Origin of the sequence: Bacteroides sp. AM10-21B (assembly GCF_003472565.1) — a bacterium.
In the GTDB taxonomy this organism is placed as follows: domain Bacteria; phylum Bacteroidota; class Bacteroidia; order Bacteroidales; family Bacteroidaceae; genus Bacteroides; species Bacteroides propionicigenes.
Genome location: NZ_QRME01000001.1, coordinates 328,237 through 354,560, shown reverse-complemented (window position 1 = coordinate 354,560; position 26,324 = coordinate 328,237). Strand labels below are relative to the sequence as shown.

Below are 26,324 nucleotides of genomic sequence, written 5' to 3'. Positions count from 1 at the left end.
GAAATGAAGAATGAAGAGTGAAGAATGAAGAATTTCCTTGCGGACGGCTTGCATAGCGCAGCCCGATTTTTCATTCTTTATTTTTCATTCTTAATTAATATATTATAGATTCCTTCCTCATCCATTCCGCACAATTGATACAACTCCTGTACCGTACCGTGCTCTATAAATGTGTCGGGTACGCCGATGCGCTCTATGTGCGGGGTGTAGTTGTTGTCCGCCATAAACTCCAAAACGGCACTTCCCATGCCGCCTTTTCGCGTACCGTCTTCTATGGTAATGATGCGTTTGAAGTTGTGTCCCGCTTCATGTAATAATGCTTCGTCCAGCGGTTTAAGAAAACGTAGGTCGTAGTGGGCTATGGAAAGTCCTTTCTCGGTTTCCGCCCGTTTAATGGCGTGTGCGGCAATGTTTCCTATCGGACCGATGGTGATGACAGCAAGGTCTTTCCCGTCCTTCAGTTTCCGTCCTTTGCCTACAGGGATTTCCTCCAACGAGCATCGCCAGTTTGCCAATACGCCACGTCCGCGTGGATAGCGGATTACGAACGGACCTTTGCCCGGCAGTTGTGCAGTGTACATCAGACGACGCAGTTCGTGCTCGTCCATAGGCGAGGAAATGGTCAGATTCGGGATAGGACGGAAATAGGCAAGGTCGTATACGCCATGATGTGTCGGTCCGTCTTCACCTACCAATCCGGCGCGGTCCAGACAGAGCACAACAGGTAACCGCAGGATGGCAATGTCATGTATCACATTGTCATAAGCCCGCTGCATGAAAGACGAATAAATGTTGCAGAAGGGTTGCAGTCCTTCCTTTGCCATGCCACCGGAGAATGTGGCGGCGTGCCCTTCGGCAATGCCTACATCGAAAGCGCGGTCGGGCATTGCCTTCATCAATATGTTCATGGAGCATCCTGTGGGCATGGCGGGTGTGACTCCGACGATTTTCGGATTCTTCTCTGCTAATTCCACTAGTGTTTCGCCGAATACGGTTTGGTATAGAGGGGGAAGATTGCTGGTGTCGGCAGTAATACGTTCTCCGGTTTCGGGGTCGAACTTACCAGGCGCGTGCCAGATGCCCGGCTCCTTTTCGGCGGGCTCGAAGCCTTTACCCTTTATAGTGTGCAGGTGAAGGATTTTAGGTCCTTGCATATCTTTTATATCCCGCAGAACACGGGCCAGGTTCTTTACGTCGTGCCCGTTTATCGGACCGAAGTATCGTATGTTCATCCCTTCGAAGATGTTCTGTTGCTGGGCAGCCATTGATTTTAGACTGTTAGAAAAGCGGATTAAAGCTTTGCGTCGGTCTTCATTCAGCACACCCATTTTAAACAGCATCTTGGAGGCTTTGAAACGCAATTGGTTATAGCGGTTAGAGGTTGTCAGATTGAACAAATATTGCTTCATACCGCCTACGCTGCGGTCTATCGCCATATCATTGTCGTTGAGGATAATCAATAGGTTGTTGGCGGTGGACGAGGCATTGTTCAAACCCTCAAAAGCCAGTCCGCCACTCATGCTTCCGTCACCGATGATGGCTACTACATGGCGGTCTTTCTCACCTTTTTTTGCTGCTGCAACAGCCATACCCAAGGCTGCCGAAATGGAATTTGAGGCATGCCCGCAAGTAAAGGTGTCGTAATCGCTTTCCACGGGAGTGGGGAAGGGACGTATCCCCTTAAACTTCCGGTTGGTGCAGAAAGATTCGCGACGTCCGGTCAGCATCTTGTGGCCGTAGGCCTGATGCCCTACGTCCCACACGATACGGTCGTATGGGGTATTGTAGACGTAATGCAGTGCGACGGTAAGTTCCACTGTACCCAAACTTGCTGCAAAGTGTCCCGGATTGCACGAAAGTTCTTGAATGATGTCTTGCCTTAATTCTTCACAAACCTCCGGAAGCTGCTCTACGCTTAATTTACGCAGATCTTCCGGGTAGGAAATGGAATCCAGCAAGTTGTATGTTGTTGGTTCTGTTTTCATCACTGTACTGAAGATTACAAAATGCAAAAATAGCAAAAGAAAACGGATGGCTGTATCATTTTGTCTGTTTTTTGTTTTGGAGAAGCCTTTTACAGGAATTTTAAAGTTGCAGTTTCTCCGTTTGCTGTATTTCTTTGTATCTTTGCAAGTCCAATTGAATAAAGTTTGTGTATGAACTTCATTACTCCTGTTGAACTCCCTGCCAATCTGCCCCGTTTGCGGCATACAGACCGTTTGTTGCTACTCGGTTCCTGCTTTGCAGCTAATATGGGTACAAGGCTTATAGGTGCTAAATTCTCGTGCGATGTCAACCCTTACGGTGTGCTTTATAATCCTTTGTCCATATCTGTCGCTTTGCGTGAAATCATACTTGGAAAAGTATACGGAAAGGAAGAACTCTTTTTCTTTCGTGACTGTTGGCATAGCTCCATGCATCATGGGGATTTTTCATCACCGTCGGCCGATGAAACCTTGAAGAAGATTAATGGGCGGATTGCTAATGCACACGGACGGATTTTTCATACAAATTGTTTGTTGCTTACTTTCGGTACATCTTGGGTGTACGAACAAAAAAATACGGGGTGTATTGTAGGCAACTGCCATAAGTTGCCGGAGAAAGAATTTACCCGTAGACGATTGACGGTCGATGAAATCGTATCGGACTATACCTCATTGCTGTCCGGACTGCTGGCACGAAATTCCGGGCTGAAAGTGATGTTTACAGTCAGCCCTATTCGCCATATAAGGGATGGCATACACGCTAACCAGCTCAGTAAATCTACCTTATTGTTGGCCGTGGACAGGTTGCAAGCCGCCTTTCCGGAAAGCGTGTTCTATTTTCCCGCCTATGAATTGGTTTTGGACGAATTACGCGATTACCGTTTTTATGCTGAAGATATGGTACATCCCTCCGATATGGCTGTGCAATATGTGTGGGAACGTTTCTCGTCTGCCTGTTTTTCGGAAGAGACGTTACAGATAATAGAGGAAAGTGAAAATATCCGTAGAGGATTAGCTCATAAGCCCTTTCACCCGGATTCTGAAGAGTATAAGCGTTTTTTAGGACAAATTGTGTTAAAAATAGACCGACTTAACGGAAAATACCCGTACTTAGACTTCCAAAAGGAGAGAGAATTATGTCATATACGATTGAAGATATAGCCCGAATCATTGGTGCGCGGCGGATAGGCGATATGCCGGCTACCATTGACTGGCTGCTTACAGATAGCCGTTCCCTGAGTTTCCCGGAAGAAACATTGTTTTTTGCCTTGACTACCAAGCGGAATGACGGTACCCGCTATATCCGGGAATTATACACGCGTGGTGTTCGTAATTTTGTTGTCAGCGAAGAAGGGCTGAAGGAAATTGAAACTTTCAACTTTCAACTTTCAACTTTCAACTTATTAGTCGTCCCAAGTCCGCTGAAAGCTTTGCAGAAGTTGGCGGAACAACACCGCGACCGCTTTCAGATTCCTGTTATCGGCATAACGGGCAGTAACGGAAAAACTATTGTGAAGGAATGGCTGCATCAGCTGTTGAGTCCGGAACGCGTCATCACCCGTTCGCCCCGCAGCTACAATTCGCAGATAGGCGTGCCTTTATCTGTATGGCAGATGAATGAGCAAACGGAACTTGCCATATTGGAGGCAGGCATCTCGGAACCGGGAGAAATGCGTGCCCTGCAGAATATTATCAAGCCTACAATTGGTATCCTGACAAATATAGGAGGTGCGCATCAGGAGAATTTCTTCTCTTTGCAGGAGAAGTGTATGGAGAAACTGGCGCTCTTTAAGAATTGCGATGTGGTGATTTATAACGGTGACGACGAGTTTATCAATAACTGCGTGGGTAAATCCATGCTTTCCGCCCGTGAGATAGCATGGAGTAGGAAAGATATGGAGCGTCCGCTATATATAAGTAAAGTGGAAAAGCAAGAGGACTCCACTGTTGTTTCTTACCGTTATCTGGATATGGACAATACATTTACGTTGCCGTTCATAGATGATGCTTCTATCGAGAATTCGTTGAACTGCCTGGCAGCCTGCCTGTATCTGATGCTTCCTGCCGAACAGATTACGGAGCGTATGGCAAAACTGGAGCCGATAGCAATGCGTCTGGAGGTGAAAGAAGGTAAAAACGGATGCTTGCTGATAAACGACAGCTATAATTCAGACCTCGGCTCGCTGGATATAGCGCTCGATTTCCTGTATCGCCGCTCGCAGAGCAAAGGTCTGAAGCGGACACTGATTCTGTCGGATATATTGGAGACAGGACAGAATACGCCGACTCTCTATCGGCAGGTAGCACAATTGGTAAACAGCCGGGGAATAGAACGTATTATCGGTGTGGGGAATGAAATATCTTCATGTGCCGCACGGTTTAATATCGAGAAGGCTTTCTATCCGGATACGGTTGCGCTGATTGAGGCCATTGGGAAAGGTGAACTCCGCTTGGAGAATGAAATAATCCTGATTAAAGGTGCACGCAAGTTCGGTTTCGATGAACTGACGGAAGTGTTGGAGAAGAAGGTACACGAAACGATACTGGAGGTAAATCTCGGTGCGATGATTGCCAATCTGAATTATTATCGCGGCAAACTGAAGCCCGAGACCAAAATGGTATGTATGGTGAAGGCATCCGCTTATGGTGCGGGGTCGTATGAGATTGCCAAAACTTTGCAGGAACATCATGTGGATTATCTGGCTGTTGCCGTTGCCGATGAAGGTTCGGACTTGCGCAAGGCGGGCATTACGGCAAGTATCATCATCATGAATCCGGAAATGACGGCATTCAAGACTATGTTCGACTACAAACTGGAACCTGAAGTTTACAGCTTCCACCTGCTGGAGGCATTGATAAAGGAAGCCGAGAAGGAAGGCATCACCAATTTCCCCATCCATGTAAAGCTGGATACCGGTATGCACCGGTTGGGGTTTGCTCCGGGTGATATGCCTCGGCTTATAGAGCGTCTGAAAGGGCAGAATGCAGTCATTCCCCGTTCAGTGTTTTCTCATTTTGTGGGAAGCGACGCTCCTCAATTCGATGCTTTTACGCGCAGACAGATAGAAACTTTTGAGGAGGCATCCATGCAGTTGCAGGAGGCGTTTCCGCATAAAATACTTCGTCATATCTGCAATTCAGCCGGTATAGAACGTTTTCCGGGAGCACAGTTTGATATGGTTCGGTTGGGAATCGGGCTGTATGGTATCAGTCCGATAGACAATTCCATAATAAATAATGTCAGTACGCTGAAAACTACCATTCTGCAGATACGTGATGTGCCCGAAGAAGATACGGTGGGATATAGCCGTAAGGGACATTTGGTGCGTCCTTCACGTATTGCTGCCATTCCTATCGGTTATGCTGACGGTTTGAACAGGCATTTGGGTAACGGTCACGCCTATTGTCTGGTAAACGGACAGCGTGCTCCTTATGTGGGTAATATTTGTATGGATGTCTGTATGATTGACGTAACGGATATTGATTGTAAAGAAGGTGACAGTGTTGAAATCTTCGGAGATAATCTTTCCATAACCGTTCTTTCCGATGTGCTTGACACCATTCCGTACGAAGTGCTGACAAGTGTTTCGACACGTGTGAAGAGGGTGTATTATCAGGACTGACAGATGCTCTTGATATAAATTAGATTTCAACACTTACTAATACTTTATACTTCATATTTCATAAATCTTCTTATCTTTGCAATCAAATTTAATCCGATATGACTATGACAAACTTACTCTTATTAGGTTTTCTGCCCAGTGGTTCCGAGTGGATTATCATCGCACTGGTAATCTTGCTGTTGTTTGGCGGTAAGAAAATCCCTGAACTGATGCGTGGCTTGGGTAAAGGTGTAAAGAGCTTTAAAGAAGGTGTGAACGAAGCTAAAGACGAAATCAATAAGGCAAAGGAAGAGGTGGATAAACCTGCAGATAAGTAATAAGGTGATAAAGATAACTCTATCACTGTTTATAATATGTCTGATAAAGAATTAACCTTCTGGGATCATTTAGATGAATTGCGCCGGGTGCTGTTTCGCATTCTCGGCGTATGGTTTGTATTGGCTATGGGTTATTTCATTGCAATGCCTTATTTATTTGACAATGTAGTGCTGGCTCCTTGCCATAATGATTTCATTTTTTATGACTTGCTGCGTTATATCGGTGAGAAACTCGATTTGCACGATGAGTTCTTTACGCAGGAGTTTCAGATAAAACTGATAAATATTAATCTGGCTGCACCATTTTTCATTCATATATCTACGGCTTTTTGGATGTCGGTGGTGACAGCTGCACCATACTTGTTCTTTGAGATATGGCGATTCATTAGCCCTGCGCTTTATCCCGGTGAACGCCGGGGAGTGCAGAAAGCGCTCGGTTTGGGAACAGTGATGTTTTTTGTCGGAGTGTTGCTGGGCTATTTCATGGTCTATCCGCTGACGTTACGTTTCCTTTCCACCTATCAGCTTAGTGCGGCGATAGAGAATCAGATATCTCTTAATTCGTATATCGATAATTTTATGATGTTGGTACTCTGTATGGGACTTGCCTTTGAACTCCCGCTGGTGACGTGGCTGCTTTCGTTGCTTGGGTTGGTACATAAGACATTCTTGCGCAAGTATCGCCGTCATGCTGTGGTGATTATCGTTATCGTCGCTGCCATCATAACGCCCACAGGCGATCCGTTTACGTTGACCGTAGTTGCCGTTCCGCTTTATCTTCTTTATGAAATGAGTATCCTGATGATTAAGGATAAGAAAACCGATGAGACTGATGAGGTAATAGATACGGAAGAGGAATGAGTGCTGACATAAAGGAATATTTTCATTTGCTGCAGGCAGTTTGTCGTGCGGAAGATGCTGCTTTGGGAAGTGCTTACCGTCAATTACGGGAATTGCTTGAGCATTTGTGCCGTACACAAATGGTGGATAGTTGTTTACAAATGACTGACCTCTCTGCCCGTATCAATTTTGTATCTTCCAAACTTGGGTTGACTGTTGCGGAACAAAATCGTCTGCATACTTTCCGGCTTACTTCTAATGCGGTTCTGAATCGTAAAATAAATCCATCGAAAGGACATTTGTTGCGCGATGCCAAGACTCTGTCGTTTTTTGTAAAACGCTTGACCGGTGAAGATATCCCGGCTGAACTGTATCGCCTGCTTCCGTATGCTGATGCCACCTATATCGTAAAACCTCTTGCAAGGGAGCACGTACAACGTATGCGTGTCTGCTTCCAATATGCCGATGAGAAGTATCTGTACGTATGTCCGGTAGATGCAGTAGCGGATGAACCGCTACGGGTACGTTATAATGTGCCTCAGGTCAATGATGAATTTGCTGAAACCTGCGATTTGCTGTGGCGGCACGCTCGGATTAATTTACTGGATGTGGCAATAGATGATTCGGGCGTACTTACACCTTCTTTCATTATTTTGGAACCCGATTACCTGCTCGACATCAGTTCGTTGGCAGAATGTTTCAGGGAGTACGGGCATCACCCGGCAAACTATATGTTGGCAAGACTGCAAACACCTGATAATACCCGCCCGCTTCTGTTGGGTAATATAGCCAATCTCTTTCTGGATGAATGGATTCACGCGGAAAATGAACCCGACTATCTGGCGTGCATGAAAAAAGCATTCCGCTCGTATCCCATTGAATTGGCTGCCTGTGCTGATTTGCGTGATCGCGAAAAAGAGCGTGAATTCTTTGCCGATTGCAGGCGGCATTTTGATAATATCCGGCAGACAGTAACGGAAACTTTCCGGGCTTCAGGTTACGAACTGGATAAGGCGGATGCCGTATTGGAGCCGTCTTACATCTGTGAGGCATTAGGTCTGCAAGGACGCTTGGACTATATGCAGCGCGATATGTCGTCTTTCATTGAGATGAAATCGGGCAAAGCGGATGAGTACGCCATTCGGGGGAAAATAGAACCCAAAGAGAACAATAAGGTACAGATGCTGCTGTATCAGGCGGTATTGGAGTATGCCATGGGAAAGGATCATCGTCAGGTGAAGTCGTATTTGCTCTATACACGCTATCCGTTGCTTTATCCGGCACGTCCTTCGTGGGCGATGCTGCGCCGTGTAATGAATATCCGAAACCGTATCGTAGCAAACGAATATGGTATTCAGTTGCGTAATAGCCCGCAATATACGGCAGAGCGCTTGCGTGACCTTAATCCCGAAACTCTGAATGAACGGCAACTTGATAATATATTGTGGAAACGTTATCTGTATCCTTCCATCGATGCTGTGACGCAAAAGATTCATGCGCTGTCACCGTTGGAACAGTCGTATTTTTACGCATTATACAACTTTATAACCAAAGAACTCTATACTTCAAAATCCGGTGATGTGGAGTATGAAGGGCGTGCCGGTGCGGCTGCTTTATGGCTTGCCACTTTGGAGGAGAAAAGTGAGAGCGGGGAGATTTTATATGATTTGGTGATACGGCAGAATTGTGCGGCAAATCTCCATAAACCTTATCTGGTGCTGGAGCGTACGCATACGGATGCGGATGCTTTGCCTAATTTTAGGCAAGGGGATGCGATTGTTCTGTATGAACGGAATGTCGGTGAAGATAATGTAACCAATAAAATGGTATTTAAGGGAAATATCGAAGAAATTTCCGATTCCGATATTCGTGTCAGACTTCGTGCAGCACAACAGAATATCAGAGTTCTGCCAATGGATAGTCGTTATGCGATAGAGCATGATTACATGGATACTTCTTTTCGTAGTATGTATTGGGGGCTGTCTGCCTTCTTGTCTGCTACGAAAGACCGCCGGGATTTGCTGCTAAGTCAGCGCGAACCGGAATTTGACAGTGCTTTTAGCAGTGCTATAGCAGTTGCCGACAGTGACTTTGCACGTATTACTTTGAAAGCACAGGCTGCCAAAGATTATTTCTTGTTGATAGGTCCTCCGGGGACTGGCAAGACTTCCCGTGCCTTGCGGAATATGGTGGAGACTTTTTATCGGGAGGGAAAAGAAATTCTGCTGCTTTCGTATACCAATCGGGCAGTGGATGAGATATGCAAGATGCTGACGGCTATTACACCCGAAGTCGATTTTATACGTATCGGTAGTGAACTCTCCTGTGACGAAGCCTATCGTCCATACTTGATAGAAAATATGCTGGAGACTTGTTCTACTCGTCGCGAAGTGCAGGAACGTATGGCACGTTGCCGTATTTTTGTGGGAACGGTGGCTACGCTCTCCGCCAAGACAGAGCTGTTTCGTCTAAAGACTTTTGATGTCGCTCTGATAGATGAGGCTACCCAAATATTGGAACCGCAACTGTTGGGATTACTTTGTATGCGTAGCATTGCCGGAGGAAATGCCATTGGTAAGTTTATCTTAATAGGTGACCATAAACAGCTTCCGGCAGTAGTGCTTCAGTCATCGGAACAGTCGGAAGTTCAGGATGAAGGTTTGCGTGCTATCGGTTTATGTAATTTGAAAGATTCTCTTTTTGAACGTCTCTATCGGAATATCACTAAGCAACCGTTGGTTTGCAGGAAGCAAACCTCTATGCTACATTCACAAACCTCTATTTTAGGCTTGCAAACCTCTACTTTTAACTCCCTTGACATTTTGTGCCGTCAGGGACGTATGAATGTAGAGGTTGCGGACTTTCCGAATCGCGCCTTCTACGGCGGATTATTACAACCGATAGGATTGAAACATCAAACGGGGAATCTTGAATTGTCTCCCGAACTTTCTGCGAATGAATTTGCTCCTTTGCTGACACGTCGTGTCGCTTTTCTTCCGTCTATTCCCGAACCGCTCATGCAGTCGGCAAAGATAAATCATTCGGAAGCAAAGATTGTAGCCGCACTGGCCGTTGCTATATATAGACAGTATACCTTGTCCGAGGAGGGATTCAATGCTATTTCCACTTTAGGTATAATCACTCCTTACCGAAGCCAAATAGCCTTAATCAAAAAGGAAATTTCCGCTTTGGGAATTTCTGTTTTGAATGATATTCTGATAGATACGGTGGAGCGTTTTCAGGGAAGTGAGCGTGATGTCATTATTTACTCTTTTTGTGTAAACAGGGCATACCAGTTGAAGTTTCTTGCTAACCTGACAGAAGAAAACGGGATTCAAATAGATCGTAAACTTAATGTGGCTTTGACCAGAGCCCGTAAACAGATGTTCATTACGGGAGTTCCTCATTTGCTGGAACAGAATCCTATCTATTCCCGTTTATTGAAAAGTTGTGAATCATAACGATTAAAATAGCTTTTGCTTTCTGTAGACTGCTGTCTTTACTTCGTTTAATAAATCTTAAATATTTTCTTTCTCTTTATATACTTTATTAATAACAACATGTTTGATAAAGCCTTATATTTGCAACACGTTTTTTTCATAGAGATTTAGATTTAAGGTTAGAAGAATTGTGGAAGTCGTGAGACTTCCCTTTTTTTCGCCTTGAAAGTTGCTCTCTTATTAATCTGATAACAAATTATAGATTGCTAAGAGAACAAAAAAGCTCTTTCGCGAGAAAGAGCTTTTTTGTATTTATATCTTTAATTTATATCAGTTCAGTACGATAGGTTTGTACTTCGGAACCAATGCCTTCATTATACACCAACCAATCAGGTATGCTACAGCGCATACACAGAAAATAACAAAGTATCCGGCAGGTTTTCCTTCAAAGCCTATAAATGCCATATTGGTCTCTCCGGCATAAACGAAAAGTTCACCGGCAACGTATTGCAGTACCATACAGCCTATACCGCCTGCCATACCGCCAATACCGGTAACCGTTGCAATTGCAGTCTTAGGAAACATATCACCTACTGTAGAGAATATGTTAGCCGACCATGATTGGTGAGCTGCACCGCCGATACCAATCAATATAACCGGAAACCATGGAGAAATAGTACCCAAAGGTTGAGCCAATAATACCAATAGTGGGAAGAATGCAAAAATCAACATGGCACGCATACGTGCTGCATAAGGATTTAAACCTGTTTTCTTAATAATGATACTGGGTAGCTTTCCACCATAAATTGAAAGCATTGTAATAGCATATAATGTAAAAATCAAAGCTATACCCAATCCGTCGGAGGTTTTGATACCGAATTGTGTATTCAGATAGGAAGGAGTCCAGAACAAGAAGAACCACCATACACCGTCAGTCATGAATTTACCGATAGCGAATGCCCAAGTCTGTTTGTAGCCGAAGCATTGCAGGAAGCCCATTTTCTTTCCTTCCGTTTGCGATTCTACTTGTCCTTCCTCATGGTTGTCTTGTTCAATATACTCCAATTCAGCTTTGTTTACGTGCTTGCTCTTGGCCGGTGCGGTATACATAAATACCCAAAATCCCATCCAGATGAAACCAAGCACACCGATTACGATGAATGCCATTTCCCAACCCCAAGCCTTTGCAAGCAGAGGAATGGATAGAGGTGCAATTAAAGCTCCGATAGAAGCGCCCGCATTAAAGATGGAAGTTGCGTATGCGCGGTCTTTTTTGGGGAAGTATTCAGCTGTAACTTTGATAGCTGCAGGGAAGTTTCCGGCTTCTCCTAATGCAAGTACGCATCGTGCTGCAAGGAAACAGTACATACTGATTGTGGCAATGGTAACAACCACGTCACCTGTGGCACCCATTAACTCGGCGGCGCTGTGCAGACCTACAAAATGTTCTGTAATAATACCGCAGAAAGCATGGAGGCAAGCTCCCAAAGACCATACGCCAATGGCCCATAAATATCCTTTTTTAGATCCAAGCCAGTCTACAAAACGGCCTGCAAACAACATACAGGCTGCATAAACAAATGAAAAAACGGCTGTAATTGTACCGTAGTGTGATTCGTCCCAATGAAATTCCGGTTTAATAAATTCATCCCAGGTAAGTGATAAAACCTGGCGGTCGAGATAATTAACTGTTGTCGCGAAGAATAACATGGCGCAAATGGTCCAACGGTAATTGGTCATCTTGCCCAGTGTGTTCTGAATTGTACTCATGATAATAGATTTATTATTTAATGTTGCAAAAATACGCGTTCTAAGGCTATGTGTATGTGTAATATTTGGTAGAAATCATGGAGAAAATGACAAAATTAGGCATGGCTGCGAGCAGCCATGCCTAATTTCTTTATCTATAGATATTATTTCATATCTGTATATTTGATTTCATCCTTATCGCTATATTTCAGGTTTTCACCTCCCATACCCCAGATAAAGGTATAGTTACTGGTACCTGCAGCTGCGTGGATACTCCATTCGGGAGAAGTGATGGCTTGTTCGTTGTGCAACCAAACGAGACGTTCTTCTTGCGGTTCGCCCATTAAGTGGCAGATTGCATTTCCCGGAGCCAGATTGAAGTAATAATATGCTTCCATACGGCGTGTGTGAGTATGTGCAGGCATGGTATTCCATACAGAGCCGGGAGCGAGTTCGGTAAGTCCCATTTGCAATTGGTTTGTACCACCGTCTTTTACTCTTTCCAAAACGTCTTTTACAATCAGTTGGTTGACAATACGGTCGTTGCTGTCTTCCATTTTTCCGTAGTGGTCGGAGATACCCAAAGCATATTTCTTGGGATTAGCCTTTTGGAGTTTGGCATCGGTTGTAATCAACTGAGTAACGTAAGGTTTGTAAGCCGGAGCTGAATTGATATAGAATTTAGCGGGTTTGGTAGCATCGTTGCTCTTGAAAGTCACTTCTTTGTTGCCGCAACCTACGTAGAGTGCTTCTTTATATTTCATGGGGTATTCTTTGCCGTCTACGGTAACTACTCCGTCACCACCGGTGTTGATAACGCCCAATTCGCGACGTTCGAGGAAATATGTGATTTCCGGACCCAGTTCGCGGAAAGTTTCCAGTTTCAATACTTTATTTACAGGCATTGCACCTCCGTAAATTAAACGGTCATAAAGAGTGTAAGTAACGTTGATTTCATCCGGAGCCATTACTTTACTCATCATAAAGGCGCTACGGAGACGCTCGGTGTCATAGTGCTTTACGTCTAACGGATGACATGCAGTCTGCACAGTGTAATTTACTTGGGCGGAAGCCGAGATTGCGGCGACACCCAACATCAGGGCAATTGCTAATTTTTTCATGTCTGATATAAACTTTTAAATATTAATATACTGTGATTGATATTTCTTTTACTTAAGCGTTCTCTTTAGCTGCTTTCTCGCTGCGGATGATGATGCGGCGGTTAATAAGCATCATGGAGATTGCTATTACAACCAGTATTGCAGCGCCTACATACGAGAGTTTTATACCTCTATATATAGTCCATCCAAAGAAAGATGCTGCAAAGTCAATAGCTCCACCATCGAAACCTTCGGGAATGTGTGCCGTAGGATCGTGTGTTTCTGCATATACCTGATTGGCTGCCAATGTAAAGTCCGGTGCCATATCGGTCACGAAATACAGACCTAATATCAGGGTGATAAGACCAATGATGAGTGTCTTCAATACATTACCTTTGGTAAAGGGCAGGATCATAGGGAAGAGGTAGAACATACCGGCAAGTGAAGCTAATGGCAGAAACTGGTTACCCGGCAGGAATACGGCAAGCGCCAAAATAACGGGAATCAGGATAACCGATGCTACCAATGTGGCGGGATGACCGATAACCAATGCAGGGCTCATGCCGATATGTACTTTTTTGCCATTAAACTTGGCTTTTACCAATTCAGAAGTCTTTTCGGAGATGGGCTTCAGTCCTTCAATAAACAAGGAGGTAATACGGGGAATAAGTTCCATTACGGCTCCCATTGTGATACCCAGGAAGAGTACTTTCTTAATGTCAAGTTGTGCAGCCCAACCTATCAGCATACCCACTATAACTCCTAATACTAACGGTTCGCCTATTACGCCGAACTTTTTCTTCATGCCTTCCGCATCAATTTCCAATTTGGAGAAACCGGGGATTTTGTCTAATGCTTTGTTGATAACTATGGCAAACGGTGTGAAACTTTGGCAGAAAGGTTGGGGAATGGAAATTCCGTCCAAATCATAGAACTTTTGGAATTTCTCTGCAGTGAGGTCTGCGCAAACTAATGTGATGACATAACATATGATAGCGGCGAAGTAGCCCCATGCCAAATTTTGACCGGTGACAAAGTAAGCCACGGCGCCAATGAAAGCAAAGTGCCAGTAGTTCCACAAATCTATGTTCACAGTACGTGTGGTTTTGGTGATAAGCATCAAGAAGTTAACGCCTAAGCAAATAGGAATAATGAGGGCACCGACGGCAGTATTATAAGCTACGGCAGCAGCAGCGGGCCAACCCATGTCGAATACATTCAGTTGCAGGTGATACAAATCGGATATGGCTTTCAAGGGAGTATCAAAATTTGTTGTCAGTAGGGCGGTGACTACACCTAAACCTACGAATCCGACTCCGACGAAGAGACCTGATTTCAGAGCCTTGCCAAATTTCATTCCGATGCACATACCTATAATTGTAAAAATAATAGGCATCATTACAGACGCTCCCAAAGCGATGATGTAACCGAAAACTTGTTCCATTCTTTTGTGATTTAATTGATAAATGATTATGTTTTACGATAGTATGAATTAAAAACCGGGGTCAAAAATAAGACCTTTTCCTTATTAATCAAACTGTAAAGGCATAATAAATAGTAAATAAGGACGATTTTGGACAAATTTGTCGTTATCGTGCACAAATTTGTTCGTTTTCGTACACGAAAATCAAAAAATGCACCCTCTGCGCCAAAAAATGCACAGAGGTTTGGAAAGAAACCTCTACTTTTGTTTCGTGAAAAATAATAAGGTCTAATACCAAAAAAGAACAACTTCATGAAAAAGAGTTTAATTTGTAATTTTATTGTATCCGGTTTATTGTTGTTTTCTCCTCTGAGTATGTTTGCGCAACGCGTAAGCGCTGATTTGCCTTGGTCGGTGCGTATGGTGGAGTCCGAGATGATTCGTTGCCCGAAATCCTGGCAGTTGGATTTTCAGCCGAGATTGAAGTGGGACTATTGCCACGGACTGGAACTGCAATCTATGCTGGATGTATATGACCGTTACGGTGACCGGAAAATTTATGACTACGCACTGGCTTATGCCGATACTATGGTAAATGCGGATGGAACTATCAAAATGTATAAACGTGAAGAATACAGTCTTGACCGTATAAATTCCGGGAAATTCATGTTTCGAATTTACGAACAGACAAAAGATGAAAAATATAAGAAAGCGCTTGCTTTGATGAGAAGCCAGCTCGAAGAACATCCCCGAAATGCGGATGGAGGTTTCTGGCATAAGAAGATTTATCCGAACCAAGTGTGGCTGGACGGCGTTTATATGGGAGCTCCTTTCTATGCAGAATATGCTTTTCGCAATAATCAAGTGAACGATTACGCGGATGTCATCAATCAATTTCTAATGGCAGCTCGTCATACTTACGATCCAAAAAATGATGTATATCGCCATGCCTGCGATGTAAGTCGTAAAGAACGTTGGGCCGATCCGGTTACGGGACAATCCAAACACAGTTGGGGACGTGCTATGGGCTGGTACGCTATGGCTTTTGTAGATGCTCTTGAGTTCATTCCGGAACATGAGGCGGGTCGTGACTCCATGTTGATAATCTTCAAAAAAATAGCTTCTCAAGTAAAACGCTTGCAAGATACTAAAACAGGTTTGTGGTATCAGGTATTAGATAAGAGCGGTGCACCCGGCAATTATCTGGAGTCTTCTTGTTCCACTATGTTTGTGTACTCTTTGTTCAAAGGGGTGCGTAAGGGATATATTGATAAATCCTATTTGGAAGTGGCTGTCAAAGGGTATAAAGGGATTATTGATAACTTCATTGAAGTGGATAAAGATGGAGTAATCAGTATAACAAAGGCTTGTGCCGTAGCCGGACTTGGGGGAAAGGTCTATCGTTCGGGAGATTATGATTATTATATCAATGAAACCATCCGCAATAACGACCCTAAAGCCGTAGGTCCCTTTATTCTTGCATCGTTGGAGTGGGAGCGTCTTCAAGATGTAAAAGCAATCGTTAATCAGAAGTGGTGATGAAGACGGATATGAAAATATTATGCAGCTTTTTGATGGCTTTGCTTTGTGGGGCCGGTTCTTTGTCGGCAGCGCAACAGTGGAAAGATACGATTGTTGTTGCACGTGACGGTACAGGTGACTATCGCACGCTGAACGAAGCAATGGAGGGTGTTCGTGCTTTTATGGATTATAAAGTGACGGTGCTGATTAAAAATGGCATATATAAAGAGAAGGTCATTCTTCCTTCTTGGTTGGAAAACGTCGATTTTATCGGTGAAAACGCAGAAAATACGATTATCACTTATGACGACCATGCCAATATAAATAAAATGGGAACTTTCCGAACATATACTTTCAAGGTAGAAGGGAGTTCCATTACTTTTAAGAACTTGACTATCGAGAATAATGCGGCACGTTTGGGGCAGGCTGTTGCACTCCATACGGAAGGTGACCGTCTGACTTTTATCAATTGCCGTTTTCTGGGAAATCAGGATACTATCTATACCGGTGCGAAGGGTACTCGGCTTTATTTTCTGAATTGCTATATCGAAGGCACTACCGATTTTATCTTTGGTCCTTCTACGGCATTGTTCCGCAACTGCACTATTCATAGTAAATCCAACTCATATATAACGGCTGCATCCACTCCGAAGGACATTGAAGTGGGATATGTTTTTAAGAATTGCAAGTTGACTGCTGCACCGGGGGTGGATAAGGTCTATTTGGGGCGCCCGTGGCGTCCGTATGCGGCTACTGTATTCATCAATTGTGAATTGGGAAAACATATCTGTCCAGCCGGCTGGGATAACTGGCGCAATCCTGAAAATGAAAAGACAGCCCGTTACGCTGAATTTGGCAGCACGGGAGAAGGCGCTGGCAATACGAACCGGGTAAAATGGGCCAAACAACTGACAAAAAAGGAAGTTGGAAGATATGAAGATTCGGGCTATCTTTTCCAGATGTGCAGTGATTGGAAAGAGATGTGATTATGAATTTTACATCTCTTTCAGGAAATCAGTTCTCATAGGACTAAAGCAGTCGATAAGTATACCGGCTTCCAGACAAGTACAGCCATGTTCGGCATCCGGTTCGATATAAACGCCGTCGCCAGCTGAAACAATTTGTTTTTCGCCATTGACGGTGAATTCGAATTTACCGCTTGCCACATAGGTTGTTTGGGTGTGATAATGAGTGTGCGGTGTACCTACTGCGCCTTGCTCAAATTTAACTTTAACGAGCATAACCTGACCGTCATATCCCAAAATCTGCCGAACGACGCCTTCACCGGCGGGTTCCCATGTTTTCTCATTTTCGAAGATAAATGTATTGCTTCTTGTCTTTTTCATTGTGTGAAGGATTATTTTACTTTGGCAAATATACGACATTAAAATAATAAGTTTAAAAACCATGAAAAATAAATTGATTTTGCTTTTAGCGGCGTTTTTTCTGTGTTCGGCTTTTAAGGCAGATAAGCCGCTAATCACCATATTTATGATTGGTGATTCTACAATGGCCAATAAGTCGTTGGTAGGCGGTAATCCGGAAAGAGGGTGGGGGCACGTATTACCCGGTTTCTTTTCTGAGGATATACGAGTGGATAATCACGCTATGAACGGGCGCAGTTCCAAGAGCTTTATTGATGAAGGACGTTGGGATAAAGTACTTTCGCTAATAAAGGAAGGAGATTATGTTTTTATCCAGTTCGGACACAACGATGAGAAACCGAAAGCAGACCGTCATACCGATCCGGGAACAACTTTCGATGCCAACTTGCGTAAGTTTGTCAGTGAAACTCGTGCTAAGGGCGGTATTCCCGTTTTGTTCAATTCTATTGTGCGCCGCAACTTCGGCACAGCCGATAATAAAGCTGTGGCGGAAGCAGTGCTTCAAGATGACATTCGCAAAGGTGTTAATCCTGATGCCAAGAGGGATGCCTCGCAGAAAAACGATGTGAAGGAAGGAGACAAGCTGATTGATACACATGGAGCCTATCTGGATTCTCCGCGTAATGTGGCGAAAGAGTTGGATGTACCTTTTATCGATATGAACAAGCTTACCCATGATTTGGTGGAAGGGCTGGGACCGGAAGAATCGAAAAAACTTTTTATGTGGGTGCCTGCCAATACGATTTCCGCTATGCCTAAAGGGCGCGAAGACAATACACATCTGAATATCTATGGTGCGCGTGTCATAGCCGGAATTACAGTAGATGCCATAGCACAGGCTGTACCGGAACTGGCAAAATATGTCCGTCATTACGATTTTGTGGTAGCTCAAGACGGTAGCGGTGATTTCTTTACCGTGCAGGAGGCCATTAATGCCGTACCCGATTTCCGTAAAAATGTACGTACCACGATATTGGTGCGCAAGGGTGTATATAAGGAGAAACTGATTGTGCCTGAAAGTAAGATTAATATCTCTCTGGTAGGTCAGGAGGGAGCTGTCATATCATATGATGATTATGCTAACAAACCTAATATCTTTGGTGAGAATAAAGGCACTTCCGGTTCATCTTCCTGTTATATCTATGCACCCGACTTTTATACCGAAAATATCACATTTGAGAATACATCAGGTCCGGTAGGTCAGGCGGTTGCTTGTTTTATCAGTGCCGATCGTGTTTATTTCAAGAACTGTCGTTTTCTTGGTTTCCAAGATACACTCTACACCTATGGAAAGGGAGTGCGGCAATACTATGAGGATTGTTATATAGAAGGTACGGTCGATTTTATTTTCGGATGGTCTACGGCGGTATTCAACCGTTGCCATATCCACAGTAAGCGCGATGGGTATGTGACAGCTCCTTCTACGGATGAAGGTCAGAAATACGGTTATGTATTCTACGACTGTAAGCTGACTGCGGATGCAGAGGTGAAAAATGTTTATTTATCCCGTCCGTGGCGTCCTTTTGCTCAAGCCGTGTTTATTCATTGTGATTTAGGGAAGCATATTCTTCCTGCCGGTTGGCATAATTGGAACAAGAAAGATGCTGAGAAAACAGTTTTCTATGCTGAGTATGACAGTTATGGTCCGGGAGCTAATCCTAAAGCTCGCGCAACCTTCTCACGTCAATTGAAAGATATAAAAGGATATGAAATAGAGTCTGTCCTTTCCGGTAACGATGGTTGGAATCCGGTTGCAAACGGTAATGCATTGGTTAACATAAAACGTTGATTGATAAAAAATGGTAAAGAATAAAATAATATCGGGGATTATCATCCTGCTTTTTGGACTTGTATTGCCGGTTGTAGCGGAGAATTATCCTTATCGAAGTGATGTGCTTTGGGTGACTGTGCCTAATCATGCCGATTGGCTTTATCAAACGGGAGAAAAGGCTACCGTAGAAGTGCAATTCTATCAATACGGCATTCCGCAAGACGGTGTAAAGGTAGACTATGAACTTGGCAACGATATGATGCCTTCGGATGCGAAAGGTTCTGTTACGTTGAAGAATGGTAAAGCTGTTGTGGCTATCGGTACGATGAAGCAACCCGGGTTCCGTGATTGCCGTTTGCAAGCCACTATTGGCGGCAAAATTTATAAGCATCATATAAAAGTGGGTTTCTCACCCGAAAAGCTTCAACCTTATACGAAGATGCCGGCTGATTTTGAAGATTTCTGGGAGAAGAATAAATCGGAGGCTTCATCTTTTCCTTTGGCGTATACAAAAGAGCGGGTTGAAAAATATTCTACAGATAAGATAGACTGTTATTTGGTTAAATTGCAGCTTAACAGCCGCGGGCAATGTATTTATGGCTATCTGACCTGTCCCAAAAATATGCAGAAGGGTGCTTGCCCGGTGGTGCTTTGCCCTCCGGGTGCAGGTATCAAAACAATCAAAGCTCCTCTCCGCCATAAATATTATGCAGAGCAGGGTTGCATCCGTTTCGAGATAGAAATACACGGGCTCAATCCGGAGATGTCCGAATCGGATTTTAAGGAAATCAGCAATGCCTTCAACGGCAGGGAAAACGGCTATTTGTCGAACGGATTGGACAATAAGGATAATTATTACATGAAGCGTGTTTATCTGGCATGCGTTCGCAGTATTGATTTTCTGACCTCTTTGCCGCAGTGGGACGGCAAAAATGTTATTGTACAAGGCGGCAGTCAAGGCGGAGCTTTGGCATTAATTACTGCCGGGTTGGATGAGCGGGTGACAGCTTGCGTCGCCAATCACCCGGCTCTAAGTGATATGGCAGGATATAAGGCAGGTAGAGCTGGCGGTTATCCGCACTTCTTCCGAGTAGCGGGGATGGATACAACTGATAAACTGAGTACAATGGCGTATTATGATGTAGTCAACTTTGCACGCCGGATAAAAGCTCCCACTTACCTGACTTGGGGGTACAACGATGATACCTGTCCGCCTACCACCAGTTATATTGTATATAATGTGCTGACTTGTCCTAAGGAAGCTCTAATTACTCCTGTTAACGAGCATTGGACATCCGAAGATACGGAGTACGGGCATTTGGTTTGGATAAAGAAGCATTTGAAATAGCGGTTAGTATTAACCGCTATCTTCTCATTTCTTTATTAAAAAAATCCAGTGTCTCCCTTTGCATCTCTTTATTAAAGAAATGCTTTTCTTCCCAAATTTTGGTTACGAGCCTGCTACCGGCATATTGACTTTCCCATGCCGAGCGCATAGTCCGATATGCGTCTTTTACTCCCTCTATCGGGAATAACTTGTCTTTGGTTCCATTAAAGAAAAGGGCCGGTTTCGGACAAGCGATGCTTGCCGTATGTGGGTAATCCAGATAACGTCTTAGGTTGGGAATGAGCATGGAGTAGGCTGACCCTCCTTTATTCTGGTTGTTTGTCAGTGTCATTAAATGTTCTGTTGTATTCATCCAGCAGATGGAAGCGGATGCCTTTATGCAGTCAGTCAAAGCGGACAACATCCACGAACGGTAAGCTCCCATGGAGAATCCCAAGCAACCAACCTTTTCCTTATCCACCATTGGGAGGGAAGCTAAAAACTCAGCGCTTCGTACATCGTCTATGTTGATGAAAGCCCCCCAAGAGGCTCCCATTTGCATAAAATTGGAGGCTAATGCCTGTTGTCCGTCATAACTTACACCTTCCTTGCGTCCGCGTTCTCCCCAAAATAAGGCATCAATAGATAATACCACATAACCATTCAGTGCGAAATAATCACCTGTATACTGTCCGTCATAGCAACGTGTTACCCAATCCTCGGCATCAGCCGATATTTTAGGTGATACTCCAAAGGGACGGACCATTTTCTCTTTACCAATGGAAAAGTGGGCTCCATGATCATGCAGCATTACGATAGCCGGAAAGGGTCCCTTTCCTTCAGGAACCAATAAATAAGCCGGTATGCGGGACCATTCCGAAATATTGAACCATATTTTGCGTGCTTCGTATCCTGCACGTTGCTCCGTTTCGGCAACAGACATATTGTACTCTTTGGGGGCGGGAGGCATATTTTGCATGCACTCCATGACTATATTGCGCGCTTGGCTCCTCCATGCCTCGAAATCTTTTGTACCCGAATTACCCCATGCTTCGGGATAAGTGAGTTGTTGCTTCAGGTACTCGTAAAAAACGGGCATATTCTTTATTACCTCGTAACTTATTGTATCTGTTTGTGCTTTTATGCTCTGATTTACAGCAATAAAAGTAAAAAAAAGTATAACAAATAGTCTCATGCCAATATTTAAAATAAAAACAAAGATACAAGATTTTTCAACAAAATATGTATCTTTACACCACAGAATGAATATATTATGAGGAGAATCTTATATCTGATTGTAAGTTTGCTGTGTGCATTGTCGGTTCAGTCACAAACGGACTGCCTGTTTACCCATTATTCGTCCGAAGAAGGCCTTTCTCAGAATACGGTTATGAGTATTCTGCAAGACAGAAAAGGAAATATGTGGTTTGCTACATGGGACGGTATCAATAAATTCAACGGATATGTTTTCAGAACCTATAAAGCCAAATTTGATAACCGGATAAACTTGACGAATAACCGTGTGGACCATATGTACGAGGATAAGTATGGTTTTCTTTGGTTGCAGACGTACGATAATCAAGTCTATCGCTTTGATACTCGTTCCGAAGTCTTTGAACATGTTCCTGCTACGGAAGAAAAAGGGGGTAGAATTGCCATAACTTCAATAAAAGTATTGCCATGCGGCTCTGTGTGGCTGCTTTCGGAAAATGAAGGAGCTGTTCGTGTAAAGACGGATCCGTCTACTTACCGTATTTCTTCGGAGTGGTACTCCGAAACATCGGGTTTGTTTCCGGCAATGTGCGTGTATGATATTTATGAGGACCATGCCGGTAACGAGTGGATACTGACTGATAATGGGTTGGGAATGCTTTCGGCAGGAAGTTCCAAGCTTGTTTCTTATTTTGTGGAGACAGCGCAGAAGGAAGAAACGAAAGGACAGTATTTTTATGCGGCTCAAGAGTTTGGAAATGAGATATTCTTTGGCTCAGACCATGGGCGGGTATGGCGTTATCAAAAGAAGGACGGACAGTTCGTGTTGTTGCAGTTGCCCGCATCTTCACGGATTGTGGAGATAAAAAAGATAGATGAACAAGATATTTTAATCGTAACGGAAACAGACGGTTTCTTTGTTTATAACGTACCTTCACAGGGGTGGGAGCATTATAAAGCCTCACGTCTTCCAAAGGCGGCAGTCCGTTCTGTCCATATAGACCGGCATTTGGAAATATGGTTCGAACAGGAAGTACCGGGTACTGTTGCCCACTTCAACACGAAAACAAAAGTGCTGAAAACGGAAGTGGTACCGGTGGAGCCAACCAGTACAGACCGTTCACGTCCGGCTTTTCATGTGCACGAAGATATTTATGGAACCGTATGGGTGCATCCTTATGGAGGGGGCTTTTCGCGTTTTGACAGAGAGAGCAATCGCTTGCTGCCTTTCTACAACGGATTGCATGACTCTAACTGGCGGTTCTCCAATAAGATTCATTCGGCTTTCTCTGACAAGCAAGGCAACCTGTGGATGTGTACGCATTCCAAGGGATTGGAGAAAATTACTTTTCGGGCGTCACAGTTCCGTATGATAACTCCGGAACCTCACCGCTATGAATCTTTGAGCAATGAGGTACGTGCACTTTGTGAAGACACCGGACACAATCTTTGGGTGGGGCTGAAGAACGGGAAACTACGTGTCTATGACAAGAACCATTCCGAACGCGGATACTTGACCGATGCGGGAACCATATCCCGTGTGGGCACACCTTTGAAAGGGAATGTCTATTTTGTGTATCAAGATAGCAAAGCCAACCTTTGGATTGCCACCAAGGGAGAGGGGCTTGTAAAAGCGGAACCCCAAGGCGAGATGCGCTATAAGCTGACGCGCTATCAATACCGGAAGGATGATATATATAGTTTGAGTGACGATAATGTATATTGTGTATACGAGGACAGCAAGGGGCGTATCTGGGTTGCTACTTTCGGAGGCGGTGTCAATTACCTGACACGCAATCGGGAAGGTGAGGAGATATTTATCAGTCATCGCAACAACCTGAAAGGTTTCCCTATTGACAAATGCCATAAGGTGCGTTTCATAACAGGCGATCATCGGGGATATATATGGATTGCCACCACCATAGGGGCTCTGATGGTAAACGGTGATTTCAAGAATCCCGAAGATGCCGTATTCCATCATTATCTTCGTGTGCAGGATAATATACACAGTTTGAGCAACAATGATGTACATTGGATACTGCCTACCCGTAACAAAGAACTCTATTTGGCCACCTTTGGAGGCGGATTAAACAAGTTGCAGTCTGTAGATGCGGACGGCAATGCGATGTTCAAATCATATTGTGTCAATGACGGCTTGCCCTCGGACATCCTCCTTTCTATCTGTGAGGATAATAAGGGCAACCTTTGGATGAGTACGGAGAACGGTATCAGCAAGTTCATTCCCGGAGAGGAAAGATTTGAGAACTACGCCGATGAGCATAGTTCGTTCCGTATACGCTTTAGTGAAGCCGCTTCGGTTTATACTTCGTGGGGGAATCTTATGTATGGAACGAGTGAGGGTATTTTCTTTTTCAATCCGGATATTACCCGGAAGAGTACCTATATTCCGCCGTTGGTACTTTCTAAATTATTGGTATCGAACGAAGAAGTGCTTCCGGGTGCAAACTCTGTGCTTCAACAAAGTCTGGATGACACCCGCGAGTTGAAGCTCTCCCATGAAGAGAATATTTTCACCATTCAGTTTGCGGCGCTCGACTATACCGAGCCCGCTGAAATCCAGTATGCCTATATTCTGGAAGGCTTTGAGAAGTCATGGAATAACGTCGGCAAGCAACGGATGGCTACCTATACCAACCTGCCCAAAGGACATTATGTGTTTAAGGTTCGTTCTACCAATGCCGAGGGTGTGTGGACGGAAAATACTCGTCTGCTTGATATAGAGGTACTTCCTTCTTTTTGGGAAACTCCTTTTGCCTATTTCTTGTATGTGTTGTTTGTGGTGCTGATTATTGTGACGGCTGTCTATATTCTGTTCACAATCTATCGTCTGAAGCATGAGGTGTCCGTGGAACAGCAAATGACAAACATGAAACTGCGCTTCTTTACGGACATTTCGCATGAATTGCGTACTCCTTTGACCTTGATATCCGGCCCGGTGGAGTATGTGCTGAACAATGCGCAGTTGCCGGAGGATGCCCGTGAACAGCTGCAGGTTGTAGAGCGAAATACAAACCGTATGTTGCGCCTGATTAATCAGATATTGGATTTCCGGAAGATTCAGAACAAGAAGATGAAAATGCAGGTACAACGCATCGAGGTGGTGGCATTTACTCGTAAGATTATGGAAAACTTTGATTCCGTAGCCGAGGAGCATCACATTGATTTCTTGTTTGAGACGGAGAAATCCGAACTCTATCTGTGGGTGGATGTCGATAAGTACGAAAAGATAATCTTCAACCTGCTTTCCAATGCTTTCAAGTATACTCCCAATGGAAAGATGATTAAGATGTTCATTCATGAAGACGAGGATACTGTTTCCATTGGCGTGCAGGATCAGGGTATCGGCATTGCTGAGAACAAGAAAAAGTCCATCTTTGTCCGTTTTGAGAATCTGGTAGACCGTAATCTGTTTAATCCGAGTACGGGTATCGGCTTGTCATTGGTGAAGGAATTAGTGGAAATGCATAAGGCCCTGATTTCGGTGGACAGCAAACTGGGCGAAGGCAGTTGTTTCAAGGTAGACTTTCAGAAGGGTAAAGAACATTATGATGATTCGGTGGAATTTATGCAGGATGATGTAACGGTCGGTCTGGAAGTTCACCGGCAACAAGTGGAGGATACGGACGAAGCGGTTTTCTCACAATCGGTAACAGAAGAAACAGTACAAGGCAACGGAGAAGTGGAAACGTCCAAAGGACTGATGCTTTTGGTAGAAGACAATTCGGAGTTACGTATATTCCTGCGGAGCATATTCTCCTCCAAGTACCGCATCGTAGAGGCTGCCGATGGTATGGAAGGTTGGAGCAAAGCCTTGAAGTTCCTGCCTGATATAATCATCAGTGACGTGATGATGCCGGAGAAAGACGGTATAGCCATGACCCGTGAGTTGCGTGCCGATATGACTACCAGTCATATTCCTATTGTGTTGCTTACAGCGAAGTCCTCCATTGAAAGCAAACTGGAAGGGTTGGAATACGGGGCCGATGATTATATAACGAAACCATTCAGCGCTACTTACCTGAAGGCGCGTGTCAAGAACTTGCTTGCCCAGCGGCAGAAGTTACAAACGCTGTACCGTCAGGATTTGATGTCCGCGGGAGTGGCTGTGCCCGTTCCCGGTGAGCAAACGGAAGAAAATGTAACAGCTGGTTCTGAGACAGACAAATCCCCGTCAATGTCTCCCAACGACCGTAAGTTTATGGACAAACTCGTTGATTTAATGGAGAAGAACATGGATAATGGCGATTTGATAGTAGATGATTTTGTGCGGGAACTGGCTGTCAGCCGTTCTGTCTTCTTCAAGAAGCTGAAAACCCTGACCGGTTTGGCACCTATCGAGTTCATCAAGGAAATGCGTATCAACCGTGCTGTCCAGCTGATAGAAACAGGGGAGTACTCCATGACGCAAATCTCCTATATGGTGGGTATCAACGATCCGCGTTATTTCAGTAAATGCTTTAAACAGAAAATGGGAATGACACCGACCGAGTATCGGGATAAGGTGCTGAAATAAGCTGCTGTTTCGTAACTAAAAATAGAGGGACACCATATTCGTGGTGTCCCTCTTTCTTGCAAAGAATGTCTGTTTTAAAATCTCCCGATCTTATTTA

Annotated in this window: 16 protein-coding genes; 10 read left to right on the top strand and 6 right to left on the bottom strand. The window is 44.2% G+C overall.

Going from position 1 to position 26,324, the window contains the following annotated elements; all coding sequences use genetic code 11:
- Window positions 1–77: 77 nt before the first annotated feature.
- The gene (dxs, locus tag DW121_RS01335) at window positions 78–1,985 is read right to left on the bottom strand and encodes a 1-deoxy-D-xylulose-5-phosphate synthase (RefSeq protein WP_117711083.1); all 1,908 of its coding nucleotides are present in this window, start codon (window positions 1,983–1,985) and stop codon (window positions 78–80) included.
- A gap of 171 nt (window positions 1,986–2,156) precedes the next feature.
- Between dxs and DW121_RS01330 the strand changes: the two genes are divergently transcribed.
- The 5 genes from DW121_RS01330 (at window position 2,157) to DW121_RS01310 (ending at window position 10,226) form a co-directional block, all read left to right on the top strand.
- The gene (locus DW121_RS01330; protein WP_117711085.1) at window positions 2,157–3,146 is read left to right on the top strand and encodes a GSCFA domain-containing protein; all 990 of its coding nucleotides are present in this window, start codon (window positions 2,157–2,159) and stop codon (window positions 3,144–3,146) included.
- Window positions 3,122–5,608: a bifunctional UDP-N-acetylmuramoyl-tripeptide:D-alanyl-D-alanine ligase/alanine racemase gene (locus DW121_RS01325; protein WP_118322873.1), complete on the top strand. Its 2,487-nt coding sequence runs from the start codon at window positions 3,122–3,124 to the stop codon at window positions 5,606–5,608. Before DW121_RS01330 ends, DW121_RS01325 begins: the two co-directional genes overlap by 25 nt.
- Window positions 5,609–5,712: 104 nt before the next feature.
- Window positions 5,713–5,925 (top strand): twin-arginine translocase TatA/TatE family subunit, encoded by a 213-nt coding sequence (locus DW121_RS01320; RefSeq protein ID WP_021939892.1) that lies wholly within the window; start codon window positions 5,713–5,715, stop codon window positions 5,923–5,925.
- A 36-nt stretch (window positions 5,926–5,961) separates the two neighbouring features.
- Window positions 5,962–6,786 carry a twin-arginine translocase subunit TatC gene (gene tatC / locus DW121_RS01315; RefSeq protein ID WP_118322872.1) on the top strand — a complete coding sequence of 275 codons (825 nt, stop codon included), beginning with the start codon at window positions 5,962–5,964 and terminating at the stop codon, window positions 6,784–6,786.
- Window positions 6,783–10,226 (top strand): AAA domain-containing protein, encoded by a 3,444-nt coding sequence (locus DW121_RS01310; RefSeq protein ID WP_118322871.1) that lies wholly within the window; start codon window positions 6,783–6,785, stop codon window positions 10,224–10,226. Before tatC ends, DW121_RS01310 begins: the two co-directional genes overlap by 4 nt.
- A gap of 309 nt (window positions 10,227–10,535) precedes the next feature.
- Here DW121_RS01310 and DW121_RS01305 read toward each other — a convergent pair whose 3' ends face one another.
- From DW121_RS01305 to DW121_RS01295, 3 genes are all read right to left on the bottom strand, one after another.
- The gene (locus DW121_RS01305) at window positions 10,536–11,975 is read right to left on the bottom strand and encodes an MFS transporter (protein WP_117711090.1); all 1,440 of its coding nucleotides are present in this window, start codon (window positions 11,973–11,975) and stop codon (window positions 10,536–10,538) included.
- Between the two features lie 143 nt (window positions 11,976–12,118).
- Window positions 12,119–13,075 (bottom strand): 5-dehydro-4-deoxy-D-glucuronate isomerase, encoded by a 957-nt coding sequence (gene kduI, locus DW121_RS01300; RefSeq protein ID WP_117711091.1) that lies wholly within the window; start codon window positions 13,073–13,075, stop codon window positions 12,119–12,121.
- 52 nt (window positions 13,076–13,127) lie between these two features.
- Window positions 13,128–14,498: a PTS galactitol transporter subunit IIC gene (locus tag DW121_RS01295; protein ID WP_117711092.1), complete on the bottom strand. Its 1,371-nt coding sequence runs from the start codon at window positions 14,496–14,498 to the stop codon at window positions 13,128–13,130.
- 291 nt (window positions 14,499–14,789) lie between these two features.
- On the opposite strand from DW121_RS01295, the gene DW121_RS01290 reads away from it, so the two are divergent.
- Window positions 14,790–16,016 carry a glycoside hydrolase family 105 protein gene (locus DW121_RS01290; RefSeq protein ID WP_118322870.1) on the top strand — a complete coding sequence of 409 codons (1,227 nt, stop codon included), beginning with the start codon at window positions 14,790–14,792 and terminating at the stop codon, window positions 16,014–16,016.
- Window positions 16,016–16,984 (top strand): pectinesterase family protein, encoded by a 969-nt coding sequence (locus DW121_RS01285; protein WP_118322869.1) that lies wholly within the window; start codon window positions 16,016–16,018, stop codon window positions 16,982–16,984. The genes DW121_RS01290 and DW121_RS01285 overlap by 1 nt, the downstream gene beginning before the upstream one ends.
- Window positions 16,985–16,993: 9 nt before the next feature.
- Here the strand turns inward: DW121_RS01285 and DW121_RS01280 are convergent, their stop codons facing one another.
- Complete coding sequence (locus DW121_RS01280) at window positions 16,994–17,344, bottom strand: cupin domain-containing protein (RefSeq protein ID WP_117711095.1); 351 nt, start codon at window positions 17,342–17,344, stop codon at window positions 16,994–16,996.
- A gap of 61 nt (window positions 17,345–17,405) precedes the next feature.
- Here DW121_RS01280 and DW121_RS01275 point away from each other — a divergent pair, with 61 nt between their 5' ends.
- On the top strand, window positions 17,406–19,172 hold the full coding sequence (locus DW121_RS01275) for a pectinesterase family protein (RefSeq protein WP_118322868.1): 1,767 nt from the start codon (window positions 17,406–17,408) through the stop codon (window positions 19,170–19,172).
- A 10-nt stretch (window positions 19,173–19,182) separates the two neighbouring features.
- On the top strand, window positions 19,183–20,502 hold the full coding sequence (locus DW121_RS01270; protein ID WP_117711097.1) for an acetylxylan esterase: 1,320 nt from the start codon (window positions 19,183–19,185) through the stop codon (window positions 20,500–20,502).
- Window positions 20,503–20,518: 16 nt separating this feature from the next.
- Here DW121_RS01270 and DW121_RS01265 read toward each other — a convergent pair whose 3' ends face one another.
- Complete coding sequence (locus DW121_RS01265; RefSeq protein ID WP_118322867.1) at window positions 20,519–21,676, bottom strand: dienelactone hydrolase family protein; 1,158 nt, start codon at window positions 21,674–21,676, stop codon at window positions 20,519–20,521.
- A gap of 78 nt (window positions 21,677–21,754) precedes the next feature.
- On the opposite strand from DW121_RS01265, the gene DW121_RS01260 reads away from it, so the two are divergent.
- Window positions 21,755–26,227 (top strand): two-component regulator propeller domain-containing protein, encoded by a 4,473-nt coding sequence (locus tag DW121_RS01260; protein ID WP_118322866.1) that lies wholly within the window; start codon window positions 21,755–21,757, stop codon window positions 26,225–26,227.
- The last annotated feature ends 97 nt before the right edge of the window (window positions 26,228–26,324 follow it).

Excerpts from the sequence above, each read along its gene's own strand:
- dxs (WP_117711083.1), bottom strand. The coding sequence starts at position 1,985 with ATGAAAACAGAACCAACAACATACAACTTGCTGGATTCCATTTCCTAC.
- DW121_RS01330 (WP_117711085.1), top strand. The coding sequence starts at position 2,157 with ATGAACTTCATTACTCCTGTTGAACTCCCTGCCAATCTGCCCCGTTTG.
- DW121_RS01325 (WP_118322873.1), top strand. The coding sequence starts at position 3,122 with ATGTCATATACGATTGAAGATATAGCCCGAATCATTGGTGCGCGGCGG.
- DW121_RS01320 (WP_021939892.1), top strand. The coding sequence starts at position 5,713 with ATGACAAACTTACTCTTATTAGGTTTTCTGCCCAGTGGTTCCGAGTGG.
- tatC (WP_118322872.1), top strand. The coding sequence starts at position 5,962 with ATGTCTGATAAAGAATTAACCTTCTGGGATCATTTAGATGAATTGCGC.
- DW121_RS01310 (WP_118322871.1), top strand. The coding sequence starts at position 6,783 with ATGAGTGCTGACATAAAGGAATATTTTCATTTGCTGCAGGCAGTTTGT.
- DW121_RS01305 (WP_117711090.1), bottom strand. The coding sequence starts at position 11,975 with ATGAGTACAATTCAGAACACACTGGGCAAGATGACCAATTACCGTTGG.
- kduI (WP_117711091.1), bottom strand. The coding sequence starts at position 13,075 with ATGAAAAAATTAGCAATTGCCCTGATGTTGGGTGTCGCCGCAATCTCG.
- DW121_RS01295 (WP_117711092.1), bottom strand. The coding sequence starts at position 14,498 with ATGGAACAAGTTTTCGGTTACATCATCGCTTTGGGAGCGTCTGTAATG.
- DW121_RS01290 (WP_118322870.1), top strand. The coding sequence starts at position 14,790 with ATGAAAAAGAGTTTAATTTGTAATTTTATTGTATCCGGTTTATTGTTG.
- DW121_RS01285 (WP_118322869.1), top strand. The coding sequence starts at position 16,016 with ATGAAGACGGATATGAAAATATTATGCAGCTTTTTGATGGCTTTGCTT.
- DW121_RS01280 (WP_117711095.1), bottom strand. The coding sequence starts at position 17,344 with ATGAAAAAGACAAGAAGCAATACATTTATCTTCGAAAATGAGAAAACA.
- DW121_RS01275 (WP_118322868.1), top strand. The coding sequence starts at position 17,406 with ATGAAAAATAAATTGATTTTGCTTTTAGCGGCGTTTTTTCTGTGTTCG.
- DW121_RS01270 (WP_117711097.1), top strand. The coding sequence starts at position 19,183 with ATGGTAAAGAATAAAATAATATCGGGGATTATCATCCTGCTTTTTGGA.
- DW121_RS01265 (WP_118322867.1), bottom strand. The coding sequence starts at position 21,676 with ATGAGACTATTTGTTATACTTTTTTTTACTTTTATTGCTGTAAATCAG.
- DW121_RS01260 (WP_118322866.1), top strand. The coding sequence starts at position 21,755 with ATGAGGAGAATCTTATATCTGATTGTAAGTTTGCTGTGTGCATTGTCG.